The organism is Streptomyces sp. NBC_01232 (assembly GCF_035989885.1).
Classification (GTDB): domain Bacteria; phylum Actinomycetota; class Actinomycetes; order Streptomycetales; family Streptomycetaceae; genus Streptomyces.
Genome location: NZ_CP108518.1, coordinates 6,070,305 through 6,086,721, shown reverse-complemented (window position 1 = coordinate 6,086,721; position 16,417 = coordinate 6,070,305). Strand labels below are relative to the sequence as shown.

Here is a 16,417-nt window from a genome sequence, read left to right as displayed (position 1 = left end):
CCTACGGGGCCGCACTGACAGCGAGCGCACCGGCGAGGAATCATGGCCGGTGCAAGGGGTTGGGGACGGTGCCGTGCTGCACCGCGTGCGGCCGGTCGGCGCGGTCGCGGTAGCCGTCCTCGTAGAGCCGGTTCCGGTTGAGGCAGAGCCGTCCGATGCGTTCGCCGAGCAGGTCGAAGAGCTCGTAGCGGTCCTTGAGCTCGGGGAAGCGGGCCTGGTGGCGCAGGATCTCCGCCCGTACGAGCGACCAGAACTCGTCCTCCGGGACGCCCAGGCGGTCCTCGCACAGGGCCGAGAGGTACCGGAAGACGCCGACGAAGAGACCGGAGTGGATGAACTGGGGCAGGAAGTCGGCGGGCTCGGTGAGCAGGACCGCCCGGACCTCGTCGGGCAGGGACGCCAGCTCGGGCAGCGGTTCGTCGCTGATGTTGACGTCGTCCACGAAGTCCTTGACCGCGAGGCGGACCGGCACGTCGTGCTCGTCGAAGATCACGACGGCGTTCTCGCCGTGCGGGGAGAAGACGGTGCCGTAGCGGTAGAGGAAGTGGAGCAGTGGGGGCAGGAGGGCGGCGAAGAGGCGCTGCAGCCAGACGGTGGGTGTCAGCCCGGACCGGGCGACGAGCTCGGCGGTGAAGGACCGGCCGCGCGGATCGGTGTGCAGCAGGGAGGCGAGCGTGCGGGCACGCTCGCCGGGTGCCAGCAGGCCGGTGAGCGGCTCGCGCCAGATCGCGCCGAGGAGCTCCTTGTACTGGTACGGGACCTCGGGGAGTACGTCGTAGACGGGGTGGCGGACGGAGACGGAGGCGACCTCGCCGAGGAGGACGACCCGGCATTTGTCGCGGAGGAAGGGGTCGCCGTCGCGGAGGGAGTGGATCCAGGCGGTGACGGCGGGGGCGGCGAGCGCGAGGTCGCTGGGCAGTCCGCGCCAGACCATGGTGTTGAAGACGGACAGCGGGAGTTTGACGCTGTGGCGGTCGGGTCGGCTGAGGTTGAGGAAGGTGCGGACCGACTGCTGCGGGAGCCGTACGTCGGGATCCGCGGGGAGCGGCACCAGCGCGCCGGAGGCGAGGGCGGGGGCGAAGAGGGGGAGGACGACCTCGTCCCACTGCCAGGGGTGGACCGGGAGATAGAGGTAGTGGAGCGGGTCGAGGCCGCGGTCGCGCAGGCACTGGTCGAAGGTGGCGCGGGTGACGGGGCCGAGCTCGGCGGTGTAGAGGCGGGCGGGGTCCTCCAGGCCGGCGGTGCCGCGGTAGGTGGCGAGCGAGGTGTGGGCGGCGAGCCAGGGCAGCCGCTGGCGGGTGCGGGCCTCGGGGGCCCAGGCCGCGGTGTCGGAGGCGGAGAGTCCGATGCGGCCCTTGTTGGGGACGAGCCAGGGGTGGCCGGTCTGGTGGCCTTCCAGGGAGGCGTAGTCGAGGTCGGCGAGGACGTCGGCGGTGAGTGCGGTGTGGTCGAGCCGGGCGTCGGCGGCGAGGGTGGCGCTCAGTTCGCGGACGAGGTGGCCGAGGGTGGGTCCGTCGAGGCCGAGGAGGGTGCGGGCCCGGATGAGGAAGGAGTACGGGTCGCCGAAGGCGGTCGGGTTCCCGAGGTCTCCCGCCCCGGCCGATGAAGGCTGCCCGGCCGGCGAGGCCGGTCCGGTCGGCGTGGCCGGTCCGGCCGGCGAGGCCGGTCCGGCCGGCGAGGCCGGTCCGGCCGGCGAGGCCGGTCCGGCCGGCGAGGGCAGCCCGGTCGGCGAGGGCAGCCCGGTCGTCGGGGGTGCCGGCGGGGTGAGGGTGATGGTGTCCGGGGTGACGTGCCAGCTGCCGTACGAGCGGCGGCGGGCGCGGAAGCCGAGGATGCTGCCGTCGTCGAGGGTGAGGGTCCAGGCGTCGCCGGCGGCGACCGGGGTGGGGACGGGGCGGATGATCTCCTCGTAGGCGAATTCGCCGAGCATCTTGGCGAGGAGCCGACGAGCGGCGAAGTCCCATGTCGTGCGGTTGAGTTCGGGCGGCGTGCACGGGTGCTGGGGTGAGGGTGGCACAGCCGGTTCGGCCGCGTCGGGGACTGTGGGGAAGTTCGGCACGGGGCTCCTCGGTGATCGGGAACTTTGCTTCGTCACGCAGAGTTATCGAAGTGAGAGGTGCGAAGCTGCCGACGAGGGTCGGGGCTTGCGGGGCGGCACTCAGAGGAGATTGCGCAGCACCCGCTCCCGGACCATCAGGGCGGCCCGCTTCTCGGGAAGGTCGATTTCCGCGTAACAGCGGAAACCAGAGCTCAGGAAGGCCGATACGGAGGGGGTGTTGCGGATGTCCGGTTCCGCGACGATGCGTGTGCAGCGGGGGCGGTTGCCGAGGACGAGGTCGGCGACGGCGCGCAGCAGAGCCGTTCCCAGTCCGCGGCCGCGGTTCGTGCCGTCTCCGATGAGCAGGTGGATACCCGTGTCGTGGGGGCGCGCCGGGTAGTGCCCGGAGAGCGGGTCGAGGTCGGCCCGGTAGATCTCCCAGTAGCTCATCGGCGTGCCGTCGAGGAGGCCGAGGCAGGGGATGCTGCGGCCGTCGCCGTCGAGCTGGGCCGACAGGTGCGCGGCGGTGACCGCGGCGGGGCCGGCGAGCTCCCAGTAGGCGGCCACCTCGGTGTCGTTCATCCAGCCGGTGAGGAGCTCCAGGTCACGGACCGGCCGTACGGGTTCGAGGCGGAAGGCTCCGACGGGTGTGGTGACGCTGCCCCAGGTGGCGGGGGAGTCGAGCAGGTCGGCCTCGGCGAGCAGCGGCAACAGGGTGGCGTCGAGGCGCGGCACGCGCCGTTCGCGCCTTCCTTCGGATCCTTCCGCGACGCCGGTGGCGGCGCGGGGGTCACGGGCGTCGCGGACTGATCCGGCGGCGGGGGCTGTGGTGTCGGTGGAGCGCATCGGGGGCTCTTCTCCGCGTCGGCGCCGACGCGTCAATCGTGAAGGGGGTTGGTGATGGTGACGTAGACGGACTGGGTGTCGACGGGGCCGACCAGCTCGTCGAGTCCGCCGAGGCGGGTGAGGAGATTCGCCTTGCAGCGCAGGGTGGGTGAGTCGAGGAGCCGGGTGGGGAGCGGGCCGAGGCCTGCGGCCTTGGCGAGGAAGCGGCGGAAGGCGGCGAGGAGGACGCGTTCGTCCGCGAGTCGCTGGGATCCGAAGGCTCCGATGAGGCCGAGCACGTTGTTGATGCCGAGGTAGTAGGCGAAGCGTTCGTCGGTGACGGCGTCGGAGACGAAGGTGTCGCTGGCGCTTCCGATGCCGGGGAGCCGGTGCTCCAGTTCCGTGCGGCGGGATTCGCGGAAGTAGTAGCCCTGGTTGTCGCGGTAGCGGCCGCCGGTCGGCCAGCCGGCCGGGTCGAGGAGCACCAGGGTGTTCTGCTGGTGCGCTTCGAGGGCGATACCGGCGAGCGCGTCGAAGGCGAGGACCGGCAGGACCACGTGGTCGAGATAGCGCAGGAACCACTCGGCGGCGACGGCGGACGTGCTGTGTCCGGTGGCGGTGGCGAGGCCGGTGACGAGTTCGGCGAGGCGGGAGCTCATGGTGGTCCGGCCGGGCCACGGGCGGGGAGCGGTGAGTGCGGCGATGCAGACGGGGTCGTCGCCCGGGCGGAAGGGGTTGTGGCGCAGCAGGGCGTCGAGGCCTGGGACGGGTGTGCCGTCCGGGGCGTCGACGGCGACCCAGGCGGGGTCGCGGACGATGTCGAAGCGGGGGTGGGATGCCTGCCACTGCTCGGCGAGGCCGGTGCGGAGCAGCCGGTGCACCTCGACGCCGCGGTGGAGTTCCTTGCGGAGGTTCTCGCGGCGGGAGTTGGTGATGCGCAGGCCCAGGGAGAGCTTGAGCATCGCGGGGGCGCCCGGGCGGTGGACGGTGCGGACGGAGGAGGTGGGGTACCAGGGCTCGCCGTGCGGGCCCAGGTCGTGCAGGAGTCCCGCGTCGCGGAGGGCGGTGACGGCGGGGCGCTGGAGCAGGTCGCGGGCCTGCCAGGGGTGCAGGGGAAGAGGGGTGGTGCCGTGGGGCAGGGGGAGCCCGGGAGCGAGTCGGCCGAGGAGCTGTGGTGCGGAGACGGGGCGGCCGCTCTCGGTCCAGGCCGATTCGCTCGCGAGGGCGGCGGGGGCGATCGCGAACCAGTGCAGGGGGAAGGAGCCGTGGAGTTCGGGTGAGTAGCGGCGCGCTTCGGCCTCGGAGAGTCCTTCGCGGCTCTTCGGGTCGGGCTGGAGGGGGTGGCCGAGCAGGAGTGACTGTTCGGCGGTGAGGAAGCGGTCCCCTCTGACGGGTGCCGGGCCGGTGGGGCGTTCTCGCCGGTCGGCGATGAACTCGGCGGTACGGCGGACCGAGTCGGCCACCCGGCCGACGAGGTCGGCGGCGCCGCGGCCTCCGCTCGAGCCCTCACGGGCGATGAGCGCGGCGACGGTGACGGCGTCGAGCGGGGGCGCGGCGGCGGTCGTGCCTTCGAGCCGGACGGCACCGAAGCGGTGCCAGCCGGAGTGGGACCAGTGGCGGACGGGGACGAGCAGGGCGGTACCGGAGGCGGGAAGGGGGATGCGCAGGGGGCTTCCGGCGGGGCCGTCGGGGCGGCCGAGTCCGGATTCCCGGACCCAGCAGCGGAGCAGGTTCTCCACCGACGCTGCCTCGGCGGCGACGGCCGGGTCGGGGTGGTTCAGGAGGTCGGGCAGTGTGGTCGGCTCCAGCCGCAGGGGGCTCGTCCACCCGAGGCGGGGCCGGGGCGTGCCGTCCTTCTGCCGGGGCACGGTGGCCGTTGCACCGTTGGCGGTCGCGGGGAACTGCTCGGCCGGTGCGGCGGCGGACATGCCCGCCGGGCCCGTCGGCGCGTGCCCCGCGATGGCGCCGGCGGCGTGGTCCGGCGTGGCGGCCGGGGGCGGGGGCGGCGTCGGTGCCTCCCCGGCGGGCAGGGGCCGGGGAGGCGAGGTGACCGTACGTTCCGGGCCCTTCGCCTCGGGCACGTCCGGCCGGGGCTGCGGGGACGGCAGCTCGGCGGATTCCCGTACGGGGGCCGCGGTGCCCGACGGCGATGACGGCTGCCCCGGGGCGGCGGCTCCGGGGTCCGGCAGCGGAACCAGCTGCGGGTGCGGTTGGGCCGGCTCCGACGGTGGGGCGGGGCGGTCGGGAACCGCGGCCGCGGGTGTGGGGTCCGGCTGGGTCTCGGTGGTGGGCGTGGACTGGTGCGGGTCTGCCATCGCGGGTCCTCGGGGGTGCGGGTCAGTGGGTCCGGCGGGCGGCGGCCGGAATGGCGTCGGCGAGACGGTCGAGGACCGCCGCGGCCTGCTCGTCGGTCAGGGTCAGCGGGGGAAGGAGGCGGACCACGGCGCCGTGGCGGCCGCCGAGTTCGACGATCAGGCCGCGGTCCAGGCACTCCTGGCGGACGGCGGCGGCCAGGGCCGGTGCGGCGTCCCCGGTGTCGGGATCGACGAGTTCGACGCCGATCATCAGGCCCCGGCCCCGTACGTCCCCGATGCAGGGGTGGCCGCAGGCCAGGCCCCGCAGGGCCGCCAGCATCCGCTCCCCCAGCACGGCGGCGCGCTCGGCGAGCCGGTTCTCGCGTACGAAGGCGAGCGTGGCGGTACCGGCGGCCATGGCGAGCTGGTTGCCGCGGAAGGTGCCCGCGTGCGCCCCGGGGGCCCAGACGTCCAGCTCGGCCCGGTACACGATCACCGCGAGCGGCAGGCTTCCGCCGATCGCCTTCGAGAGGACCATCACGTCGGGCACGACCCCGCTGTGGTCGACCCCCCAGAAGGCGCCGGTCCGGCCGACCCCGGTCTGCACCTCGTCCGCGATCAGCGGGATCCCCCGCGCCGCGGTGATCTCGCGCATCCGGCGCAGCCAGCTGTCCGGGGCGGGGATCACGCCGCCCTCGCCCTGCACGGGTTCGACGATCATGCCGGCGGGGGCGGGCACCCCGCCCTTCGGGTCGTCCAGCAGGTTCTCTGTCCAGCGCGCGGACAGTTCGGCGCCCTCGGGACCGCCCACGCCGAACGGGCAGCGCAGGTCCTGCGGGTACGGCAGCCGGGTCACCCGTACCTCCGGTGCGCCACCGGAGGCGTCCAGGGCCCCGGCGGTCATGCCGTGGTAGGCCCCGGTGAAGGCGAGCAGCCCGGGGCGGCCGGTCGCGGTGCGCACCAGTTTGAGGGCGGCCTCGACCGCGTCCGTACCGGCCGGGCCGCAGAACTGGATGCGGGCGTCGGCGGCCAGCGCGGGCGGCAGGTTGGCGAACAGCTCGGTGGTGAAGCCGTCCTTGACCGGGGTCGCGAGGTCCAGCACGTGCAGCGGGGCCCCCGAGTCGAGGACTCCCCTGATGGCTTCGAGCACCACCGGGTGGTTGTGTCCGAGGGCGAGCGTGCCTGCACCGGAGAGGCAGTCGAGGTAACGGCGGCCGTCGGCGCCCTCGATGGTCAGTCCGCGGGCCCGCACCGGGACGATGGGCAGGGAGCGCGCGTACGTCCGCGCCGCGGACTCGCGCTGCGCCTGCCTGCGCAGGATGCCCTCGGGGACTTCCGTACCGGCCGGGGCGCCGGTCGGGGCACCGCGCCCGCCCGGGCCGCCCGGACCGGCCACCCGGTTCCCCTGCGGCGGCACTTGCGGCGGGATCTCTGCCGCGGCCGCCGCCGCGGCCGGCTCGGTGACAGCCACGAGTGTCGGTCCTCCCGCACTGATTGCTCTTCCGGATTGCGTCTCGAACATGAACGCTGCTCCCCCATCCCCCGTACGTACCAACGACGGTGACGGCGACCGATCACGGGTCGGCTCAAGATCCTTGTTCCTCAAGGGACGAGCGTCAGGAACCACGGCCCCGGGCTGTGTCGTCCTCGGCGACAGCGGCATAGTGGTGAGCTGCATCCACTCCTCGAACTCCCAGGGGGACGAAAGACATGCGACGGAACCGACCGGTCACCGCGATAGTGTGCGCGGCCACGCTCGCGCTGACCGCGGCTGCCTGCGGCCCCGGCGACGGGGAGGCCGGCGGCGACGCCAAGCCGACCGTCGCGGCGAGCCTTCCCGGCCAGGACGGGATCAAGATCCCGGACCAGCTCAAGGACAAGCTCAAGGAGCACGGAATCGACCTGGAGAAGTGGAAGGGGGGTGAGTGGAAGAACTGGAAGAGAGAGGACTGGCTCCGCGAGGCGGGCGACTACGTCAACCCGATCATCGAGGACCTCTGGGACCCCGACCGCATGCGTGACGCCGAGCAGCCCCAGCGTCCCTCCGTCGACCCGGACGCGGGCAAGGACCAGGGCGTCACCGACCCGACTCCGGTGCCGGTGACGGCCAAGCAGGCCACCGCGCCCTACAACCGGAGCGTTCCGGAGTCCGGCAAGGTCTTCTTCGACGGCCCCGAGGGCTCCATGGTCTGCTCCGCGACCGTGGTCAAGGACCCGGCCCGCCCCGGCAAGTCGAACATGGTCTGGACTGCGGGCCACTGCGTGCACGCGGGCAAGGCCGGCGGCTGGTACCGCAACATCGCCTTCGTCCCGTCCTACAACAACGCGGGCAAGCCGGCGGCGCAGCTCAAGGGCGCGCCCCGTTCGCAGGTGGCCCCGTTCGGCGTCTGGTGGAGCGACTGGGCGCAGACCTCCGACCAGTGGATCGCGACCGGCGGTCCGACCGGCGGCGCGGGTGCCCCGTACGACTTCGCCGTGCTGCACGTGACGCCCGAGAAGGGCAGCGGCAAGTCGCTGGAGGAGACGGTCGGTTCGGCGCTCCCCGTGGAGTTCAACGCCCAGGCCGTGCCGAAGGTCGCGGGCATCACGGCGACGGGCTACCCGGCGGCGGCTCCGTTCGACGGTCAGCGCGCCTTCCAGTGCACGGACAGGCCGGGCCGGCTCTCCCTGAAGGCGAACGACCCGGTGATGTACCGCATCGGCTGCACGATGACCGGCGGTTCCTCGGGCGGCGGCTGGGTCGCGGCGGGCGCCGACGGCAGGCCGGCACTGGTGTCGAACACCTCGATCGGCCCGGCCAAGGCGGGCTGGCTCGCCGGACCGCGGCTGGGTCCGGAGGCGAAGGGCGTCTTCGACGCCGTCAGCGGCAAGTTCAAGTAACCCCTGCCGCACTGCGCGCGCATGACCGGGCACCGGAGCTCAAGCCGTAGCCAGAGCCCGAAGCCATAGCCCGAACTGGAGTCGGAGCCGGAGCCCGGACCGACGACGGAGGCCCCCCTGCGGTGCAGGGGGGCCTCCGTCGTCACACCGTCAAACCGGTGCTCAGCGCTTCGCGAGCGCGTACGGCGCCAGGTCCGCCGCCAGTTCCTGGTGGACCCGCGCCTTGAGCAGGGTGCCGTCCGGGGTGTGCTCCTCGGAGATCACCTCGCCCTCGGCGTGCGCCTTGGCCACCAGCGAGCCGCGGGTGTACGGCACCATGGCCTCCACCTCGACCTCGGGCCGCGGCAGCTCGGAGTCGATGAGCGCGAGGAGCTCCTCGATGCCCATGCCCGTGCGCGCCGAGACGGCGATCGAGTGCCGCTCGATCCGCAGCAGCCGCTGCAGGACGAGCGGATCCGCGGCGTCCGCCTTGTTGATCACGACGATCTCGGGCACGTTCACCGCGCCGACCTCGCGGATCACCTCGCGTACCGCCGCCAGCTGCTCCTCCGGCGCCGGGTGCGAACCGTCCACGATGTGCAGGATGAGGTCGGAGTCGCCGACCTCTTCCATCGTGGAGCGGAAGGCCTCGACCAGGTGGTGGGGCAGGTGCCGGACAAAGCCGACCGTGTCGGCCAGGGTGTAGATCCGGCCGCTCGGCGTCTCGGCCCGGCGCACGGTCGGGTCGAGGGTGGCGAACAGTGCGTTCTCCACCAGCACGCCCGCGCCCGTGAGGCGGTTGAGCAGCGAGGACTTGCCCGCGTTGGTATAGCCGGCGATGGCGACCGAGGGCACCTTGTTGCGGCGCCGTTCCTGCCGCTTGATGTCACGGCCGGTCTTCATCTCCGCGATCTCCCGGCGCATCTTCGCCATCTTTTCGCGGATCCGTCGCCGGTCGGTCTCGATCTTGGTCTCACCGGGGCCTCGGGTGGCCATGCCGCCACCGCCGCCGCCACCCATCTGCCGGGACAGCGAGGCACCCCAGCCACGCAGCCGCGGCAGCATGTACTGCATCTGCGCGAGCGCGACCTGCGCCTTGCCCTCTCGGGACTTGGCGTGCTGGGCGAAGATGTCGAGGATCAGGGCGGTCCGGTCGACCACCTTGACCTTGACGACGTCCTCGAGCGCGATGAGCTGGCCGGGGCTGAGCTCACCGTCGCAGACGACGGTGTCGGCGCCGCTCTCCATGACGATGTCACGCAGCTCGCGCGCCTTGCCCGAACCGATGAAGGTGGCCGGGTCCGGCTTGTCACGGCGCTGGATCACGCCGTCGAGTACGAGGGCACCCGCGGTCTCGGCGAGCGCGGCGAGCTCCGCGAGGGAGTTCTCCGCGTCGTTCACCGTGCCGGAGGTCCAGACACCGACGAGCACGACGCGCTCGAGGCGCAGCTGCCGGTACTCGACCTCGGTGACGTCTTCGAGCTCGGTGGAGAGGCCGACCACGCGGCGCAGGGCCGCGCGCTCGGAGCGTTCGAGCTGCTCGCCGTCCCGGTCTCCGTCGATCTCGTGGCTCCAGGCGACGTCCTCTTCCATCAGGGCATCGGCCCGAAGGCTCTCGGTGAAGCTCTGCGAGTCCCGCACGTCCTGTGCGTCCCGCTCGTCCTGGGAAGGGGAAGAAGAGGAGGTCATTGGATCCTTACGTCGATTCGAATAGCAGTGCCACGTTAACTGTCACGTCCAACGTGTCACACCGCCGGGGGATTCCCCGCGCGGCCCCGTCGATGGTGACATGCCCGCTCCTCGCCGGTCACACGCTTTATCGGGCCTTCCCGCCCTACGCGCCCTTGCCGGGGGCGGCCTGCCCGGAGGCCGCTCTGCCGCCGGAGGCCTGCCCGGCGGCCGCCTTCCCGCTCCACTCCGGGTGCCCCGGCATCGGCGGGGTCGTGGTCCCGTACAGCCAGGGCTGCAGGAAGGCCGTGAGGTCCCGGCCCGCCTCCTGCGAGGCCAGACGTACGAAGTCGGCCGTGCCCGCGACCCCGTCCCGGTTCTCCGTGACCCAGCGGCGCTCGATGCGGTCGAAGGCCGGGGCGCCGATCTCCTGCCGCAGCGCGTAGAGGATCAGCGCGGACCCGTCGTAGACCACCGGCCGGAACAGACCGATCTTCTCGCCGGGCGCGGCGGCCTTCGGGGCGGCCGGGGGGCCGCCCGCCGCCCGCCACTGGTCGGAGCGCTGGTACGCCTCGCGCATGCGCCGCTCCAGGGAGTACTTGCCGAGTCCGTCCGCGTACAGGGCCTCGTACCAGGTGGCGTGTCCCTCGTTCAGCCACAGGTCGGACCAGGTCCGCGGGGTGACGCTGTCACCGAACCACTGGTGGGCGAGCTCGTGGACCATCACGGACTCGACGTACCAGTCGGGGTAGCCCTCGCCCGAGAACAGATTGCTCTCGAACAGCGAGAGGGTCTGCGTCTCCAGCTCGAAGCCGGTCGTCGCCCGCGCGATCAGCACCCCGTAGTTCTCGAAGGGGTAGCGGCCGACCCGCTCCTCCATCCATTCGATGTGTCCCGCGGTCTTCTTCAGCCAGGGGTCCAACCGCTGCCGGTCCTGGGCGGGCACCACGTCGCGCAGCGGCAGCCCGTGCGGTCCGGTGCCGTGCACGACCTCGGAGCGGCCCACCGAGACCTGGGCCAGCTCGGTGGCCATGGGGTGCCGGGTCCGGTACGTCCAGGTCGTGGTGGGGCCGAGCCGCAGGGCGGGGGCCACCGGCTCGCCGTTGGCGACGGCCGTGAGACCGGCCGGGGCGGTGATCCGGAAGGTGAAGAACGCCTTGTCGGCGGGGTGGTCGTTGCAAGGGAAGACGCGGTGCGCGGCGTCCGCCTGGTTGGCCATGGCCAGGCCGTCCTCCGTGGGCACCCAGCCGCCGTCCCCGCGTCCGCGCGGGTCGCTGGTGTGCCGAATGGTGATCCGCAGGGGCATGTTGCCGGCCACCGCGCGCGCGGGCGTCAGTACGAGGTCCTCCCCCACGCTGTCGAACTGCGCCGGCTCCCCGTTGACCTCGGCGGACGCCACCTTGCCGTGGGTGAAGTCCAGGTTGATGCGCTCCAGCCGCTCCGTGGCCCGGGCGTCGATGACGGTGACCGCGTCGAGGGGGCTCAGATTGTCCTTGTAGGCGAAGGACAGGTCGTACGAGAGGACGTCGTAGCCGGGGTTCCCGAGCTCCGGGAAGAGCCGGTCGCCGATGCCCAACGCCGTCGGCGGGGGCAGTACGGCGGCGACGAGGGTGAGGGAGGCCGCGGCGAGCAGGGCGGCGCGCAGGCGGGGGGAGGAGAGCTGCATCCACCACCGCTTACCAGCGCCCGCCACGCGGCCGCGTACGACGCGCGACGGTTCCACCCGAACGGGGCCTTCCGGAGCCGTACCGGCCTACGCCGGGCTGACGCCACGACCGCGCCGGGCCGGCGTCGCGACCGCTGCGGGCCGACGGCTGACCGACCCACGGCCGGCAGTCCGAGCGACCGGCTGACCGACCCACCGACGGGCAGTCCGAGCGACCGGCTGACCGACCCACCGACGGGCAGTCCGAGCGACTGGCCTGACCGGCTGACAGACCGCAGTCCGACCGGCCCGGCTACACCCGGCTGACGTCGTACACGCCCGGCACGTCCCGCATCGCCCGCATCAGCGCCGGCAGCCCGGCCGCGTCGGGCAGCTGCAGGGTGTAGCTGTGCCGGACCCGCTGCTCGACCGGGGGCTCCACGGTCGCGGAGACCACCTCGACCCCCTCACGGGCGATGGCCTCGGTCAGGTCGGCCAGCAGGTGCGGGCGGCCGAACGATTCAGCGAGCAGGGTGACCCGGCAGTCCGCCGTGGCCCGCCAGTGCACGGCCACGGAGGTGCGCCCGACCGCGCGCATCTGTGCCACCGCGGCGCAGTGGATGCGGTGCACGGTGACGGCCCCGCCGCGGACCAGGAAGCCGGCGACGGCGTCGGGCGGCACCGGGGTGCAGCACCCGGCCAGGCGCACGGTGGCGTCCGGCAGATCCGCGACCGCGTTGCCCCCGCCGCCGCGGGCCCCGACCACCGACAGCGGCGCCCGGGCGGCGGAGGTCGTGGCCATGGCCCGGTCGGGATGGGATTCGAGCCAGCTGCTGATGGCGATCCGGGCGGCGGGGGTCCGCGCGTGGTCCAGCCACTCGACGGCGGGTCCGGAGGAGGCGTCCTGCGCGAGCAGCAGCTGAAGGGTGTCCCCGTCGGACAGCGGGGAGGACAGGGAGGTGAGGCGCCCGTTGACCCGGGCGCCGATACAGCCGTGGGCCGCCTCGCCGTGCTGCGCGTAGGCGGCGTCGATACAGCTCGCGCCGGCCGGCAGGCCCAGGGTGCCCCCGTCGGCCCGGAACACGGTGATCTCCCGGTCCTGGGCCAGCTCCGCCCGGAGCACGGTCCAGAAGGTGTCGGGGTCGGGCGCGGACTGCTGCCAGTCGAGCAGCCGGGACAGCCAGCCGGGCCGCGTGGGGTCCACGCGCTCCTCGTCCGGGTCGGCGGCCGCGTCGGGAGTCGCGGTGGCGTACGGATTGCCGAGGGCGACCACGCCGGCCTCGGCCACGCGGTGCATCTGCCGGGTCCGCACGATGACCTCGGCGACGTAGCCCTCGGGCGTGGCGACGGCGGTGTGCAGCGACTGGTACAGGTTGAACTTCGGGGTGGCGATGAAGTCCTTGAACTCCGAGATGACCGGGGTGAAGCAGGTGTGGAGTTCGCCGAGCACGGCGTAGCAGTCGGCGTTCTCGCCGACGAGGACGAGGACGCGGCCGAAGTCGGAGCCGCGCAGCTCGCCGCGGGTGCGGGCGATGCGGTGCACGGAGACGAAGTGCCGTGGCCGTACCTGTACTTCGGCGGCGATGCCGGCGTCGCGCAGCACGCCGCGCACGGAGTCGGCGATGGCCGGCAGGGGGTCGCTCTCGCCCGCGTGGGCGGCGATGAGCGCGCGGGTGCTCTCGTACTCCTCGGGGTGCAGGATCGCGAAGACGAGGTCTTCCAGCTCGGTCTTGAGGGCCTGGACGCCCAGCCGCTCGGCCAGCGGGATGAGGACGTCGCGGGTGACCTTGGCGATGCGCGCCTGCTTCTCGGGGCGCATCACGCCCAGGGTGCGCATGTTGTGCAGCCGGTCGGCGAGTTTGATGGACATGACGCGGACGTCGTTGCCGGTGGCGACGAGCATCTTGCGGAAGGTCTCGGGTTCGGCGGCGGCGCCGTAGTCGATCTTCTCCACCTTGGTGACGCCGTCGACGATGAAACAGACCTCGTCGCCGAACTCCGCCCGGACCTGGTCGAGGGTCACGTCGGTGTCCTCGACGGTGTCGTGGAGCAGAGAGGCCGTCAAGGTGGTTGTCTCGGCGCCGAGTTCGGCGAGGATCAGGGTGACGGCGAGTGGATGTGTGATGTACGGCTCACCACTTTTTCGCATCTGGCCGCGGTGCGAGGTCTCCGCGAGGAGGTACGCGCGGCGCAGAATGGACAAATCAGCGTCCGGATGGTGGGCGCGATGCGCCTCGGCGACGTGTCCGATGGCGTCCGGGAGCCTGTCCCTGGACGTCGGCCCGAGCAGGGCCGCACGCCCGAGACGGCGCAGATCGAGCCTGGTCCGCCCACGTCTGCGGAGCTCAGGGCGCGCTTCGGGGTGTGCTTCGGGGTTCGTGGCCTCTGCACTCATGGGCACCTCCGGCGGCTTCGACCGGCGGTGGCGGGCATGGGGTGAGCCCTCAGGGCCGGTGCCTGATGTTACCGACCCCACCACGTGGCGCAGTCCACCTCTCGCTCAGCGTGAAACGGATCACCCATTAGAGGGAAGCTTCACGCGAAAGCCGTTTCGGTGAGCCAGGCCCCGTCGAACTCTCCCGCGGCCACGATCACGGCCGGTCCGGTCATGTCGATCCGCCCGTCGGGGTGTTCGGTGATGACCAGGGTTCCGCCGGGGAGGTCGACGGTGTACGAGACCGGTTCGCCGGTGGCGGCCGGGTCCGCGCCGTCGCGGCGGATGGCGGCCACGGCGACGGCGCAGGCGCCGGTGCCGCAGGAGCGGGTCTCGCCGGAGCCGCGCTCGTGGACGCGCATGGCGACGTGCCGGGGGCCGCGGTCGACGACGAACTCGACGTTGACGCCGGTGGGATAGGCGGACGCCGGGCTGAACGGCGGGGCGGTGTACAGGTTTCCGGCGTCGTCGAGGCTGTCCACGAAGGCCACGGCGTGCGGGTTGCCCATGTTCACGTTGCGGGCGGGCCAGGAGCGCTCGCCGACCGAGACCGTGACCTCGCCCTCGGGCAGCTCGGCGCGGCCCATGGAGACGGTGACGTCGCCGCCCTTGTCGAGGTGCACGCGCTTGACGCCGCCCCGGGTGGCGACGGCGAGGTCACCGGGCTCGACGTGTCCGGCGTACTGGAGGTAGCGGGCGAAGACGCGCACGCCGTTTCCGCACATCTCGGCGATGGAGCCGTCGCTGTTGCGGTAGTCCATGAACCACTCCGCCTCGTCGGCCAGGTGCGCGGCCTCCGGGTGCGCGGCGGACCGGACCACGTGCAGGACGCCGTCGGCGCCGATGCCGGCCCGCCGGTCGCACAGCTTCGCGACGGCGGACGCGGGCAGCTCGATGGCGTTGTCCGGGTCCGGGACGATCACGAAGTCGTTCTCGGTGCCGTGGCCCTTGAGGAAGGAGAGGGTGGTCTGCGTCACCCGCACATGGTACCCAGCCCCTGCTCAGAGGGGTCGAGCCGTCCGAGGGGCGGTCAGCGGAGCCGGGCGACCCGGTACACGGCGAGACTTACGACGGCCAGTGCGACCACGGCGTACAGCGCGGCCAGGCGCCAGTCCGGGCGGCGGCCGCTCCCCCGGGCCGGGAGACCGGGCCACGTGTAGCCCACCCGTCGGGCGGCCATCATCCCCCAGCCTCCGGCGCAGCAGCTGATCAGGAAGCCGAGCATGGCCACCACTGCTCCGCCGTCGCCGAACTCGAAGGCGAGCGGGAAGGCGAACATCAGCGAGCCAGTGGCGGCGAGCATCGCGATCGGGGCGATCTGCCACAGGCGCAGGCGGCGCTGCGGACGCAGTTCGACCTCGAACTCGGGTCCGGCGGCGGCCTCCGCCTCGGCGGGGTCCGGCGTGTCCGGGCCGTCGGGGGTCAGCCGCGCGGGCTCCGCGGGCAGCCCGAGCCCGGCGGGCCCGTCCGTCCCGTCCAGAAGCATCGGGTCCGCTTCCCTCCGGGTTTCGTCCCGCCCGGTGTCACGAGGGCCGGCCTCCATCGCCACGCGCCCTCCCCACTCGGACTCGGTTTGCCGCCGTTCATCGCAGGTGATCGCACCCGCTCGAGTTTGATGATGGCACGCCCCCGGCCCCACTACTGGCGCGTGAGGCGTCCCGATGCAATCACGTGATCAGGCTGTGACCGCTCGTTCGACCAACGACAGCGCGAGCCCGGGGAGTTCCCCCCGGTCGGCGGCGGCCCCGCTGAGCCAGTGCACGCGCGGGTCGCGGCGGAACCAGGAGTCCTGGCGGCGCGCGAACCGCTTGGTGGCGCGGACGGTCTCGGCCCGGGCCTCGTCCTCGGTGCAGTCGCCGGCCAGCGCGGCCAGCACCTGCTGGTAGCCGAGCGCCCTGGAGGCGGTGATTCCGTCGCGCAGGCCGCGGGCCTCCAGGGTGCGGACCTCGTCCACCAGCCCGGCCTCCCACATCCGGTCCACGCGCAGTGCGATCCGCTCGTCGAGCTCCGGCCGGGCCACGTCGACGCCGATCTGCACGGTGTCGTAGACGGACTCGTGGCCGGGAAGGTTGGCGGTGAAGGGGCGGCCGGTGATCTCGATGACCTCCAGCGCGCGGACGATGCGGCGGCCGTTGCTGGGCAGGATGGCCTGGGCGGCGGCCGGGTCGGCGGCGGCGAGGCGGGCGTGCAGGGCGCCGGGGCCGCGCAGTGCGAGCTCCGCCTCCAGCCGGGCGCGGACCTCGGGATCGGTCCCGGGGAATTCCATGACGTCCAGGGCGCCCCGGACGTACAGGCCGGATCCGCCGACGAGGACGGGGGTGCGGCCCTCGGCGAGCAGCCTGTCGATCTCCAGGCGGGCCAGTCGCTGGTAGTCGGCGACGTTGGCGGTGTCGGTGACGTCCCAGATGTCGAGGAGGTGGTGCGGGACGCCACCGCGTTCCTCGGTCGTCAGTTTGGCGGTGCCGATGTCCATCCCCCGGTAGAGCTGCATGGAGTCGGCGTTGACGACTTCGCCGTCGAAATGGCGGGCCAGGGCGACGCCCAGGTCGGACTTTCCCGCCGCGGTGGGACCGACGACGGCGATGACCCGCGGGGCGGGGGCTGCTTTCCTCACCGCCCCAGTCTCGCAGCCCCTGGTCAAGACAGGAGCATGT

Annotated in this window: 11 protein-coding genes; 1 reads left to right on the top strand and 10 read right to left on the bottom strand. The window is 73.0% G+C overall.

What is annotated here, in order from left to right:
- Window positions 1-40 precede the first annotated feature (40 nt).
- The 4 genes from OG444_RS28230 to OG444_RS28215 all read right to left on the bottom strand — a co-directional run bounded on the left by OG444_RS28230 (window position 41) and on the right by OG444_RS28215 (window position 6,679).
- A complete protein-coding gene (locus tag OG444_RS28230; protein WP_327264804.1) occupies window positions 41-2,059 on the bottom strand; it encodes an IucA/IucC family siderophore biosynthesis protein in 2,019 nt (672 codons plus the stop codon).
- 99 nt (window positions 2,060-2,158) lie between these two features.
- Window positions 2,159-2,884 carry a GNAT family N-acetyltransferase gene (locus OG444_RS28225; protein ID WP_327264803.1) on the bottom strand — a complete coding sequence of 242 codons (726 nt, stop codon included), beginning with the start codon at window positions 2,882-2,884 and terminating at the stop codon, window positions 2,159-2,161.
- A gap of 32 nt (window positions 2,885-2,916) precedes the next feature.
- A complete protein-coding gene (locus OG444_RS28220) occupies window positions 2,917-5,178 on the bottom strand; it encodes an IucA/IucC family protein (protein ID WP_327264802.1) in 2,262 nt (753 codons plus the stop codon).
- A 22-nt stretch (window positions 5,179-5,200) separates the two neighbouring features.
- Window positions 5,201-6,679, bottom strand: a complete 1,479-nt coding sequence (locus tag OG444_RS28215) for a diaminobutyrate--2-oxoglutarate transaminase family protein (RefSeq protein WP_327264801.1) — start codon at window positions 6,677-6,679, stop codon at window positions 5,201-5,203.
- Between the two features lie 188 nt (window positions 6,680-6,867).
- Here OG444_RS28215 and OG444_RS28210 point away from each other — a divergent pair, with 188 nt between their 5' ends.
- The gene (locus OG444_RS28210) at window positions 6,868-8,037 is read left to right on the top strand and encodes a trypsin-like serine peptidase (protein ID WP_327264800.1); all 1,170 of its coding nucleotides are present in this window, start codon (window positions 6,868-6,870) and stop codon (window positions 8,035-8,037) included.
- A gap of 162 nt (window positions 8,038-8,199) precedes the next feature.
- On the opposite strand, the gene hflX is transcribed toward OG444_RS28210, so the two are convergent.
- The 6 genes from hflX to miaA form a co-directional block, all read right to left on the bottom strand.
- The gene (hflX, locus tag OG444_RS28205) at window positions 8,200-9,705 is read right to left on the bottom strand and encodes a GTPase HflX (protein ID WP_327264799.1); all 1,506 of its coding nucleotides are present in this window, start codon (window positions 9,703-9,705) and stop codon (window positions 8,200-8,202) included.
- Window positions 9,706-9,850: 145 nt separating this feature from the next.
- The gene (locus OG444_RS28200; RefSeq protein WP_327264798.1) at window positions 9,851-11,350 is read right to left on the bottom strand and encodes a M1 family metallopeptidase; all 1,500 of its coding nucleotides are present in this window, start codon (window positions 11,348-11,350) and stop codon (window positions 9,851-9,853) included.
- 292 nt (window positions 11,351-11,642) lie between these two features.
- Window positions 11,643-13,724 (bottom strand): RelA/SpoT family protein, encoded by a 2,082-nt coding sequence (locus tag OG444_RS28195; RefSeq protein ID WP_327264797.1) that lies wholly within the window; start codon window positions 13,722-13,724, stop codon window positions 11,643-11,645.
- A 140-nt stretch (window positions 13,725-13,864) separates the two neighbouring features.
- A complete protein-coding gene (gene dapF / locus OG444_RS28190) occupies window positions 13,865-14,740 on the bottom strand; it encodes a diaminopimelate epimerase (RefSeq protein ID WP_327264796.1) in 876 nt (291 codons plus the stop codon).
- Window positions 14,741-14,793: 53 nt separating this feature from the next.
- Window positions 14,794-15,249, bottom strand: a complete 456-nt coding sequence (locus tag OG444_RS28185) for a hypothetical protein (RefSeq protein ID WP_327264795.1) — start codon at window positions 15,247-15,249, stop codon at window positions 14,794-14,796.
- Between the two features lie 189 nt (window positions 15,250-15,438).
- On the bottom strand, window positions 15,439-16,377 hold the full coding sequence (gene miaA / locus OG444_RS28180; RefSeq protein ID WP_327264794.1) for a tRNA (adenosine(37)-N6)-dimethylallyltransferase MiaA: 939 nt from the start codon (window positions 16,375-16,377) through the stop codon (window positions 15,439-15,441).
- Window positions 16,378-16,417: the final 40 nt, after the last annotated feature.